This window comes from Pseudactinotalea sp. (assembly GCF_048594945.1).
Taxonomy (GTDB): Bacteria; Actinomycetota; Actinomycetes; order Actinomycetales; family Beutenbergiaceae; genus Pseudactinotalea.
In genome coordinates this window covers 1-10,460 of the sequence record NZ_JBMDXJ010000137.1, presented here as the reverse complement: position 1 = coordinate 10,460, position 10,460 = coordinate 1, and the positions used below count along the sequence as shown (strand labels likewise).

The following is a 10,460-nucleotide window of genomic DNA, read 5'->3' as shown; positions in this document are numbered from 1 at the left end:
CACGCCTCCTGGACGGCGTCCTCGGCATCGGCGTGCGAGCCGAGCATCCGATAGGCGACCGTCGAGAGGTAGCGCCGGTGGGCGTCGAACTCCTCGGCGAGGTCGCCGCTACCCGGCTGCGTGACGCTCATCGTTCCCCTTCATCTGCTCCGAGGTTAGCGATAGCCGCCGACGCCGGAGTCCCCGAGAACAGGAACCCTGGGTCGTAGGTCGCCTTGATGCGTGCCAGACGGCGGAGCGTCGCCTCGGGATGGATGCTCGCCACGGCGTCGGGCGAGCTGTCGTCGAGGAAGTTGGCATATGCACCGTCGGTGTGCGGAGCCAGCCGTGACCACACGGCGTCGACGCCCGAGCGCACCCCCGCGAACGCTGCAGCGGGACCGCCGGCGAAGGTCGTGACGAGCAGCTCGGCCCGGCGATGGGTGAACGCGGTCTCGTCAACGCCGACATCGGACACGGCACCGCCGAGGCTGTGCAGCGCGATCGTCGCCGGTTGCGGTGCGGAGGCAACTGCAGCGACCTCGGCCAGCGCAGCATCGACATGCGCCGCCGGCACGAACCCGCTCCGCACCGTCAGCCGCAGACCCGAGGGGAGCGTCATGCCCGGCTCGAGGGCGTCGAGATAGGGACGTCGCCGGACGTCGTCCGAGCTCACCGTCCCCAGCTCGCGCAGGGGCGCGATCGCAGCTTCCGCGAGCTCATCGGTGGCCGCCACCGTGATGACGATCGGGGCGTCGACCCCGCCCGCGAACGGATCGGCGATCCTCACCGTGGACGCGAGCGTGCGCGGCGCCTGCCGCATATGCGCCGCCCACCCAGCGATCACCTGTGCGGTCTCACCCGCGGGGAAGGCGAGGGTGCCGAAGGTCATCGCCTCCAGCTGCTGTGCCTGGAACTCGAAGGCGACCACGATGCCGAAGCCGCCACCGCCGCCGCGGAGTGCCCAGAACAGGTCGGGGTGCTGGTCGCGGCTCGCGGTGAGGGTCTCGCCGTCGGCCGTCACCAGCTGCGCCGAGACGAGGCTGTCCAGTGCGAGTCCGCGGGAGCGGACCATCCAGCCGATGCCGCCCGAGAGCGTCAGCCCGCCGACCCCCACCGAGGCGCTGTCGCCTGACGAGATCGCCAGCCCGTGGGGAGCGAGCGCCTCGGCGACCCCACCCCAGGTGGCGCCACCCCCGAGAACAACACGACCGCCGTCGAGCACCTCGACCGAGTCGAGAGAGCCGAGATCGATGACGATCCCGCCGTCGACCGTTCCGAGACCGGCGAACGAGTGGCCACCGCCGCGCACGGCGAGCGGGAGCTCTGAAGCGGCAGCGGCGCGGACCGCGCGCTGCACGTCCGTGATGTCCCGCGGGCGCAGCACGATGTCCGGAGCCGCCTCGACGAGCGCCGTGCGAGCGGCAGCGGCGTACTCGGGCAGGTCCGGCGTGATGACGGTGCCGGTGAAGTCGGTCAGATGGGGCTCGAGCGTGGTGAGCATGAGTTCTCCTTGTTCGACCCCGCGGTGTGCGGGCATCCTCAAGAAGACGACGGCGCCGCCGGAAGTGTGACCGGCCCCGCGATCGACGGCGGGTCATCCGCTGTTCATCTCGGCTGTCCACGCTGGGGGCATGGCGCGCAAGGCACCCCAGACGTACACCGTCCGGCCCGGGCAGTGGCTCGTGCTCATCGCCCACGAGACCGGGTTCCCCACGATCCTGACGGTCGAGCCCGACCAGGAGCAGGCGACCGCTTGGCGGGACGAGCTGGCCCGCAGGATCACGGCCATGCCCGAGGCGGGAACCGTGCTCACCGATCCTCACGGGCGGGTGTTCCTCGCACCCCGGCATCCAGGCGTCGCTGCGAGCCTGACCGTCGGTTCGCCGTTCACCGGTCCGCGCGAGATCCTGCTGCTGCGTGTGGAGGGGAGGCTGGCCCCACTGCCGCACCACGAGTCTGACCTGCACCGCCTCCTGCCGGGGCACTTCCCGGATCAGTGACGGTGCGGCCGGCGCCTTCCTACAGCTGCCGCGCCACCGCTGCGGCGGCGCGCAACCACGCCCGCCGGGTGGTGGCGTGGAGGGAGTCGAACCGCAGCACGTTCTCCACCATCGCCCGGTCGAACGGGATCGTCACCGCGGCGGCCACCCATCCCTCGAACCCGCGCGCGATCTCGGCGGCGGAGGGGTTGGCATCCTTCTCGCGCGCCTGCGACACGATCACGACCGCCCGCTGCGCGAGCTCAGCGGACCGGCCGCCCCGCTTGATGAGCGCCTCCAGCAGCAGCGCGCCGGCTTCGGCGTGCTCGGGCTTGGCGATCGTGGGAACCACGAGCTGATCGGCCTTGTCGATCATGCGGAGCCAGTGCTCGGCGGACTCGTCGTTGCCGGAGTCCACGAAAACCAGTCGGTAGTAGCGGCCGAGCACGTCGTGGATCGCGTCCACGTCCTCGCCGCTGATCCGCTGCTCGGAACTGAGGAGGTTCGGGTTGGACCGCAGCACGTCGTACTTGTCCGCGGCCTGGTGGTGCACGTAGTGGCTGATATCGCCGGCACGCGCGGTCACCTCGAGCAGCTCGGCGGTCCGCGGGATCAGGTCGAGCACGGTCGACTCGTGCGGTCCCTGCTCCGTGCGCCAGCCCAGCGTGCCGCGCGTCTCGTTGTTGTCCCACGCGATCGTCGCCGCGCCGGAGTAGCGCGCGAACGTGGCAGCGAGCAGTGCGGTGCTCGGCGACTTGTTCGCCCCACCCTTGCCGTTGACGACCGCGATCGTGCGCACGCCCGGCCAGTGCTGCGAGACCGCGTGAATGTCTTCCCGCTCCGCGCGCTCGGCCGCCGACGGCTGCGTCCGCACACCCATCCGCGCCAACGTGCCACGGAACCCCTTGCTCGCCGGCGCCTCCGACTGCTCGCTCTTGAGGAACGACTCACGCATCTGTCGCCGGGTCATCGGCTGCTCGGGCATGAACTGCCCGACGGCGGAGGCCGATTGTCCTTGTGCGTCGCCCTGGTAGGTGGGCGAAGGCGGGAACGCTTGCTGCTGGGGCTGCTGAGCCGCTTGCTGCGGCGGCGCGGGCTGCTCGTACTGCTCGTACTGCTGGACGGGCTGCGGCTGCGGGTTCGGCTGGGGTGCGGGCTGCGGCCCCGGGGTCCACGGCGAGCCCGACTGCTGCGCCGGTGCGGGCTGCTGCGACTCGGCCGGCCGTGGCGGCGAGCTCGCCGGGCCGGTGGCAGCGGTGCGCATCCACGACGCCACGCCACCGGGTTCGGCGGGCTGCGGATACGGCACAGGCGCATGCTGCTCGGGCTCGGGCGGGGTCTGCTCGGCGGGCGTGGCGGGCGCGAGCGGCGCGGATCCGGGTGGCCCCCACGCGGCCACCGGGTCCTGCGGCGCCGGCGCGCTCGGCGGCTCCGGTGCGCTCGCGGTGGCCTGGGCCGGCGGGATCGTGTCCTCCGGCAGGTCGCTGCTGCTCATCTCGCCGAGTGAGCCATCGGGGTTGACCGTGAGCACGAACCGGCCCTCGGGATCGTAGGTGTCGACCTGCACGGCACGTCCCTCGGCCCGCGCCACTGCGGCGACGCGTGCGACCACGTCGGCGCGCGTCTGCTCGAGCGTGGTGGCGAGAACTCGCTGGGCGACGCCGTCGATGACGACCTCGGCGTTCCCGTCGGCTCGGATGGTCGCAACCGCGCGTGGTGGCTCGACAGTCACAGCAACTCCCTCTCGGATGGCACACGAACACGTCCCCGCGTGCACGGCACACCCCCATCGTGGCAGTACCGGCCCGATCTCGTGCCCATCGACCTGGTGAGGACTCCCCACCCGGGGCGTTTCGCCGTCGAGCATCACTCACCCGCCCACCCCGCGGGGCGAACCTGCCCCGCCCGAGATCCCCCTGGTCGTCGCAGCATCAACCTGACCTGAAGCGCGGGTGGCGGGTTAGCGTGACGGCGTCGTGCGACATCGACCGTAGGGGGTTCGTCGCCGACTGCTAGGGGAACCGTCCCGCCGTTCGGGGCGACAGAACTGGGTGGCCGCGCTGCGGCATGCCCTGGAGGACCATGCGCACGTCTCATTCGCATGCCCGCCGCCGGTCGGCGGGCATCATCGGCATCCTCGCGCTGCTGCTCAGCGCGATCATCGGGGCGAGCACGGCCACGGCGGCACCGCCGTACGCGACCGACGCCACCATCACCTCGGCGGAGTTCACGCAGGACTCCACCACGCAGGGCAGCACCGCGGAGCTCAATCTCTCGTGGACGCTGCCGGACCACGCGGCCACACCTGCGGGCCTGGTCGTCGACCTGCCGCCTGAACTGCAGGGCCGCACCGATTCGTTCCCGATGCTCGATCCCGATGGTGCGGCCATGGGGCAGTGCTCCGTGACGCGCACCCAGCTCGTGTGCGACTTCGACGACGACTACCTCGCCGCCAACCCCCTGAACATCTCGGGCTCGGCGTCCTTCTGGGTTGCGGTCACCACCGAAGTCACCGAGGAGACCGAGGTCACGTACGACATCGATGGCGTCGAGGGCGCCATCACCGTGACCCCGCCGGCGGGTCCGTGCTCGGCGGACTGCGAGTTCACCGGGCGGGGCAGCTACAAGTGGGGCACGTACGACACCGCCACAGGCACCGTGCACTGGCGCGTGGTGGTGAAGGCGCCTGCCACCGGCATGGCCGGGGGCCAGGAGCTCACGGTCACGGACCGGGTGGGCCCGGCGCAGGAGATCACCGGCGTGAGCGTGCGGCACACCGACCAGCTGGTGATCGACGGCAACGGCCGGCAGGTGCCGGGCAGCTACCAGCTGCTCGACCCGAGCCGTTACACGGTCTCCGACGACCTCAGCACAGTCACCCTGACCACCGAGCAGGGCTACTTCTACGTGGTCGACTACATGACCGCGGTCACCGACGGCGGTGCCACCGGCACCTACACCAACGAGGCCGACCTCACGATCGGCACCGAGACCACGAAGACCGTGACCGCCGAGGTCGTCCGCCAGGGCGGCGGCGGGTCGGGATCGGGCACGAACGTCGGGCGGTTCTCGATCACCAAGGAGGTGCTCGGCGCTGTCGGCGCGGTCGAGGGCATCACCTACTCCGGCACGTACGAGGTGACGACACCCGCTGGTGACGTGCTCGACGGCACCTTCGAGGTCGCCGGCGGCGACACCTGGGTCAGCGACAGCTTCCCGCGCGGCTCGACCGTGCACCTGACCGAGGACACGCCGTCCGCGCCCGAGACCGTGACCTGGGCGGACCCGGTGTTCTCCGAGAACGACCTCACGCTCGGCTCCGGAACCACGCTCGAGGTCACACTCACCAACGAGGCCACCCTGCTCACCGGATCCTTCTCGGTCACCAAGATCATGAGCGGCGACGGCGCAGCCCAGGTCCCGAACGATCTCACCTTCGTCGTGGCCTACTCCTACCCCGCCGGGGCCGGGTTCGAGGCCGGCTCCGGTGAGCTCGTGGTGCCGGCCGACGGCACCGTGGTGGAGAGGGATCAGCTTCCGGCCGGTGCTGAGGTGACGCTCACCGAGGTGACCCCTGACCCGATCGACGGGCTGACCTGGGGCGCGCCGGTGTTCTCCTCGGCGAGCGTGACGGTTGCTGCCGGCGCAGTGGTGGCTGTCGATCTGACCAACACCGCGACGCTCGTACCGCCCACGGACCCGCCCACGGACGCGACCGAGGACCCGACCGAGCCCGCCGGGCCGACCGACGAGCCGACCACCGTGACGACCCGCCCAGGCATGCCCGACACGGGTGCCGACGTCGGGGTGGGAGCCCTGATCGGGGCGCTCGCCCTGATCATGGTGGGCGCGACGATGCTCGTGATGCGACGCCGTCAGCAGCACTGATCAAGACCGGAGCCCGGTCGGCCCCACGGGTCGACCGGGCTGCGAGCCTTGCCCATGGGAGTGGCGCGTGCCAGCCTGAACGCATGTGCCGCAACATTCGACCCCTCCACAACTTCGAGCCCCACGCCACCTCGCAAGAGGTCCACGATGCCGCGCTGCAGTACGTCCGCAAGATCAGCGGCACCACCAAGCCCTCCAAGGCCAATCAGGAGGTGTTCGATCGCGCTGTCGCCGAGATCGCGCACGCCACGGAGCACCTGCTCGCCGACCTGGTGACGACCGCGCCTCCGAAGGACCGTGAGGTGGAGCGCGAGAAGGCCCGCGCCCGGAACGCCAAGCGCTTCCCGGAGTCTGCCGCGTCCTGAGACCGGCGGCGCTTGCTCAGAAGCGTTCCTGAGCGATAACATCGTTGTATGACGATGATATCGCGGGATGGCGCTGACGGGAGCTGTGTCACCACGCGGCACGACCACGAGGCGGTTGCGGCCGTGTTTCGCGCGCTCGCCGAGCCGGCCCGGCTGCAGATCGTGCACTCGCTGGCCGACGGCGAACGGCGGGTGGTCGATCTCGTCACCGAGGTGGGACTCGCCCAGTCGACCACCTCGGCGCACCTGGCGGTGCTGCGCGAGGCCGGGCTGGTCGCGCCGCGCGCGGTGGGCCGCTCGACGTACTACTCGCTGACCACCACCTCGCTGGGCGCGCTGGTGCAGCGCGCCGAGGAGCTGCTGGACGAGGGCCTGCACGCCGTGGTCCACACGCACGGGGGCGAGGCCTGACATGGGTCACGCGCACAGCCACGTCACGCCCGGACAGCGGCACCGGGGCCGGCTGGTGGCCGCGCTCGCGATCACCTGCACCGTGATGGTCGTCGAGGTGATCGGCGCCGCGGTGACCGGATCGCTCGCGCTGCTCTCCGACGCCGGCCACATGCTCACGGACGCCGCCGCGTTGGCGATCGCCCTCACGGCGACCTGGCTCGCGGCTCGGCCGGCCGACCAACGCTGGACGTTCGGATGGCAGCGTGCCGAGGTTCTCGCGGCACTGGTCAACGGGGTAGTGCTCTCGGTCGTGGCGGTGCTGGTCTTCGTGGAGGGCGTGCGGCGCTGGGGTGGGGCGCCGGAGGTGCACGCTCCCGGGATGTTGGTGTTCGGCGCGGTCGGGCTGGTCGCGAACGTCGTCGCCCTGATGCTGCTTCGCGGTGGCCAGAAGGAGAGCATCAACGTCCGCGGCGCCTATCTTGAGGTGCTCGGCGATCTGATCGGATCAGTGGCCGTGATCGTGGCTGCGGTGGTGATCGCCACGACCGGGTGGCAGCGCGCGGACGCCGTGGCATCCATCGCCATCGCCGTGCTGATCGCCCCCCGAGCGTTCTCGCTGCTCCGGTCGGTCGCGAAGGTGCTGCTCGAGGGAACGCCCGAGGACATCGAGCTCACGGAGGTGCGCACCCACCTGGAGGGTGTGGACGGCGTGGTGGCCGTGCACGACCTGCACGCCTGGACCATCACCTCCGGTGTGCCCGTGCTGACCGCGCACGTGGTGGTGGACGACAGTGTCCTCGCCCCCGAGCGGTTCTGTACGGTGCTCGATGCGATGCAGGGCTGCTTGCGCGGCCACTTCGACGTGGACCACTCCACGTTCCAGATCGAGCCGAGCAGTCACGACGACAACCACGAGGTCGCCGCCCACGCCTAGGGAACCACTGATCAGTTCCGTCCTGCTGCGCGAGGCCCAGGCATGCACCTCGCTGATCAGTGGTTCCCTCGCGCTCAGCCGATCGGCTGAGCACCGATCACGGACAGGAGCCGGAGCTTCTCGGCGCTCTCGCTTCCCGGGATCGCCGTGTAGACGAGGAGGGCGTGGGCCTGCTCGGGGTCGAGCAGCTGCTGGCAGGTCAGCTCCAGCGCTCCCACCTCGGGGTGGACGAAGTGCTTGACCGTGTGGGGGCGGATGCCGATCTCATGGTTCTCCCACGCGCGCCGGAACTCCTCACTGCGCGCGAGCAGCTCCTCCGCGAGCTGCGCGGCACGGGAGCCGGGACCGCGGAGCGTGGCGACACCGCGCAGCCCCGAGGCCCACATCCGAGTGAGGAAGGCGTGCTCGTCGGGCGCGTACAGGTCGCGGCTGGAGGGATCGGTGAACCAGCGGTAGCCGATGCTGCGAGCGGGGCCGGTGTACCCGGTGAGGTCGCCCGTGAGCGCGACGCCCAGGCGGGTCTGCCGCAGTGTCTCGCCCAGCTCGGTGACGATCTCGGCAGGTGTGTCGTCGAGACGGTCGAGGATCCTCAGCAGCCCGGGGCTGATGTGTTCGCTGCTGCCACCGCGTGCCGGCGGGGTGTGCCCGGCGAGACGGAACAGGTGGTCGCGCTCCTCGAGCGTCAGGTGCAGGCCCTGGGCGATCGCCGCCAGCATCTGGAGCGACGGCTGCGGCCCACGTTCCTGCTCCAGCCGCGCGTAGTAGTCGGTCGACATGTGGCACAGCGACGCGACCTCCTCACGGCGCAACCCGGTGGTCCGGCGTCGTTGCCCACGCGGCATCCCGACGTCCTCGGGCTGCAGCGCTTCCCGCCGTCGCCGGAGGAAGTCCGCCAGCCCGGTGCGATCGATCATGCGCGCTCCTCCTGTGCTCGTATGACGTTTCTACCCTCCCGCTGTGCCGGTAGCCACGGATCAGCGATCCCTGGAACCGGGCCGGCCCGTCCCTCAGAGTGGACTGCACCACCACGCGAGGAGCAATCGCCATGACACGCACGCCCATCACCATCGCCCTGCCGGACCTGTCAGGCAGGCGCGCGCTCGTCACCGGAGCCAGCGACGGCATCGGACTCGGCATCGCCACCCGGCTGGCGGCAGCCGGCGCGGAGGTGATCATGCCGGTGCGCAACGAGAACAAGGGTGAGGACGCCGTCGCGAGCATCCGCGAACGCCACCCGGAAGCACGGGTCTCGCTCCGCCGTCTGGATCTGTCCTCACTCTCGTCGGTAGCCGCGCTCGGCGAGCAGTTGCGGGCGGAGGGCGCGCCGATCCACCTGCTGGTCAACAACGCCGGGGTCATGACGCCACCGGATCGGCAGCTGACGGCCGACGGTTTCGAGCTGCAGCTCGGCACCAACCACCTCGGGCACGTGGCGCTCGTGGCGCAGCTGCTGCCGTTGCTGCGCGCGGGCCGCGCGCGTGTGACGTCTCAGGTGAGCATCGCCGCGCGGAGCGGGTCGATCAACTGGGACGACCTCGGCTGGGAGCGCGGGTACCACGGCCAGCGCGCCTACAGTCAGTCGAAGATCGCTCTCGGGCTGTTCGGACTGGAGCTGCAACGTCGTAGCGCCGCGCTCGGGTGGGGCATCACCAGCAACCTCTCGCACCCGGGAGTCGCGCCGACCAGCTTGCTCGCGTCGCGCCCCGAGATCGGACGCAGCACCGACACGCCGCAGGTCCGGGTGATCCGGTGGTTGTCCTCACGAGGGATCCTCGTCGGCACGGTCGAGTCGGCGCAGCTCCCCGCCCTCCTGGCCGTCACGGCGCCAGATGCTCAGCCGGGCATCATGTACGGACCCCACGGCCCCGGTGGCCTCGGCGGCCCGCCTGCGCCGGCACGCCTCTACCCCCCACTACGAAGCACCGAAGATGCCGCGCGGATCTGGGACGTGTCCCAGGAGCTGACCGGGGTTGAGTTCCCGACGGCGTAGCCGCCTTCTACTCGACGCTCTCGTCCGGCGTGGGCTCGGCCTCGGTCGTGCGGTCCGACTCGGGTGTGGCGTCCGGCTCGATCGTGGGGTCGGGGTCAGGCTCGACCTCGGGCTCCGGCTCGGTCGTCACCTCAGGCTCGGTGGCGGGCTCGGGTTCGGTCGTCGTCTCCGGTTCGACGATCGTCTCCGGTTCGGTGGCGGGTCCGGGCACTGGACTGCCATCTGGGTCGGCCGTGGGCTCGCGCTCCGTGGCCGACCCGGAAGAGACCAGGTCCTCGGACTCGCCGGTGGACCCGGCTTCGTTGATGCTCCACCGGCCGTCCTGCAGGAAGAGCGGCGCGCTCGGTGGCGACTCGACGCCGTCGACGACCTGGATGGCGACCACGGTGAGCCCGTCGCCGGCGATGCGGTCGTCATCGAAGCCGAGGGTCCACGTCGGCAGCCAGTCGTCGGCGTGACTTTGTCCCACGTGCACACCTTCGGGCGTGCGGAGCACGATGTCGGCACCGGGCGTGGCCGTTCCGACCAGGGTGGCGTGGTTGCCCACCACGAACAGGATGCTCGCGGTCGGAGCAGGGGGCGATGCGGGAGGATCGACCCCGTCGTCGATCTCCGGCACCGGGACCGCGTTACTCTCCGACTCCAGGTCGCCGAGGGTCTGCGTCGCGATCACGGTGATACCGCCGAGCGAGGGGTCGGCGTCGATCTCGGCGATCCAGTCGCCCTCGTCGTTCACCGTGGCAGACACGAGCTCCTCGCCCTCCGTGTCTACCCGCACCGAGGCACCAGGCTCGCCACTCCCGCTGAACACGAGCATGCCGTCGACCACCGCGACCGCCAACGTCAGCGTGGCCAGCTCAGGCTCAGGCTCAGGCGGCGGTTGATACTCCGGCAGGGAGAACACCTCTGACCTGCTCGAGCTGAGCCCG

At 70.9% G+C, this 10,460-nt stretch carries 10 protein-coding genes and 1 pseudogene; 6 read left to right on the top strand and 5 right to left on the bottom strand.

Annotated features, from left to right (window positions below; translation table 11 throughout):
- Positions 1-131 (bottom strand): sigma factor (locus ACOJSN_RS06520; RefSeq protein ID WP_420111699.1); only part of this gene is annotated, 131 nt, incomplete at its 3' end.
- The gene (locus ACOJSN_RS06515) at positions 128-1,483 is read right to left on the bottom strand and encodes an FAD-binding oxidoreductase (protein ID WP_420111698.1); all 1,356 of its coding nucleotides are present in this window, start codon (positions 1,481-1,483) and stop codon (positions 128-130) included. The genes ACOJSN_RS06515 and ACOJSN_RS06520, both read right to left, overlap by 4 nt.
- A gap of 130 nt (positions 1,484-1,613) precedes the next feature.
- On the opposite strand from ACOJSN_RS06515, the gene ACOJSN_RS06510 reads away from it, so the two are divergent.
- Complete coding sequence (locus ACOJSN_RS06510; RefSeq protein ID WP_420111697.1) at positions 1,614-1,982, top strand: hypothetical protein; 369 nt, start codon at positions 1,614-1,616, stop codon at positions 1,980-1,982.
- Positions 1,983-2,001: 19 nt separating this feature from the next.
- On the opposite strand, the gene ACOJSN_RS06505 is transcribed toward ACOJSN_RS06510, so the two are convergent.
- Positions 2,002-3,693: an ATPase gene (locus ACOJSN_RS06505; RefSeq protein WP_420111696.1), complete on the bottom strand. Its 1,692-nt coding sequence runs from the start codon at positions 3,691-3,693 to the stop codon at positions 2,002-2,004.
- Between the two features lie 350 nt (positions 3,694-4,043).
- Between ACOJSN_RS06505 and ACOJSN_RS06500 the strand changes: the two genes are divergently transcribed.
- From ACOJSN_RS06500 to ACOJSN_RS06485, 4 genes are all read left to right on the top strand, one after another.
- On the top strand, positions 4,044-5,849 hold the full coding sequence (locus ACOJSN_RS06500) for a DUF5979 domain-containing protein (RefSeq protein WP_420111695.1): 1,806 nt from the start codon (positions 4,044-4,046) through the stop codon (positions 5,847-5,849).
- Between the two features lie 83 nt (positions 5,850-5,932).
- Positions 5,933-6,214 (top strand): DUF2277 domain-containing protein, encoded by a 282-nt coding sequence (locus ACOJSN_RS06495; protein ID WP_420111694.1) that lies wholly within the window; start codon positions 5,933-5,935, stop codon positions 6,212-6,214.
- Between the two features lie 48 nt (positions 6,215-6,262).
- On the top strand, positions 6,263-6,625 hold the full coding sequence (locus ACOJSN_RS06490; RefSeq protein WP_420111693.1) for an ArsR/SmtB family transcription factor: 363 nt from the start codon (positions 6,263-6,265) through the stop codon (positions 6,623-6,625).
- A gap of 1 nt (position 6,626) precedes the next feature.
- Positions 6,627-7,541 (top strand): cation diffusion facilitator family transporter, encoded by a 915-nt coding sequence (locus ACOJSN_RS06485; RefSeq protein ID WP_420111692.1) that lies wholly within the window; start codon positions 6,627-6,629, stop codon positions 7,539-7,541.
- Positions 7,542-7,615: 74 nt separating this feature from the next.
- Here the strand turns inward: ACOJSN_RS06485 and ACOJSN_RS06480 are convergent, their stop codons facing one another.
- Positions 7,616-8,455, bottom strand: a complete 840-nt coding sequence (locus ACOJSN_RS06480; protein WP_420111691.1) for a helix-turn-helix transcriptional regulator — start codon at positions 8,453-8,455, stop codon at positions 7,616-7,618.
- Positions 8,456-8,586: 131 nt separating this feature from the next.
- Between ACOJSN_RS06480 and ACOJSN_RS06475 the strand changes: the two genes are divergently transcribed.
- The gene (locus ACOJSN_RS06475) at positions 8,587-9,531 is read left to right on the top strand and encodes an SDR family oxidoreductase (RefSeq protein WP_420111690.1); all 945 of its coding nucleotides are present in this window, start codon (positions 8,587-8,589) and stop codon (positions 9,529-9,531) included.
- A 7-nt stretch (positions 9,532-9,538) separates the two neighbouring features.
- On the opposite strand, the pseudogene ACOJSN_RS06470 reads toward ACOJSN_RS06475, so the two are convergent.
- Positions 9,539-10,460 (bottom strand): annotated as a pseudogene (locus ACOJSN_RS06470) (hypothetical protein); the annotation flags it as partial.

Coding starts and splice junctions, on each gene's coding strand:
- ACOJSN_RS06515 (WP_420111698.1), bottom strand. CDS start 1,483: ATGCTCACCACGCTCGAGCCCCATCTGACCGACTTCACCGGCACCGTC.
- ACOJSN_RS06510 (WP_420111697.1), top strand. CDS start 1,614: ATGGCGCGCAAGGCACCCCAGACGTACACCGTCCGGCCCGGGCAGTGG.
- ACOJSN_RS06500 (WP_420111695.1), top strand. CDS start 4,044: ATGCGCACGTCTCATTCGCATGCCCGCCGCCGGTCGGCGGGCATCATC.
- ACOJSN_RS06495 (WP_420111694.1), top strand. CDS start 5,933: ATGTGCCGCAACATTCGACCCCTCCACAACTTCGAGCCCCACGCCACC.
- ACOJSN_RS06490 (WP_420111693.1), top strand. CDS start 6,263: ATGACGATGATATCGCGGGATGGCGCTGACGGGAGCTGTGTCACCACG.
- ACOJSN_RS06485 (WP_420111692.1), top strand. CDS start 6,627: ATGGGTCACGCGCACAGCCACGTCACGCCCGGACAGCGGCACCGGGGC.
- ACOJSN_RS06480 (WP_420111691.1), bottom strand. CDS start 8,455: ATGATCGATCGCACCGGGCTGGCGGACTTCCTCCGGCGACGGCGGGAA.
- ACOJSN_RS06475 (WP_420111690.1), top strand. CDS start 8,587: ATGACACGCACGCCCATCACCATCGCCCTGCCGGACCTGTCAGGCAGG.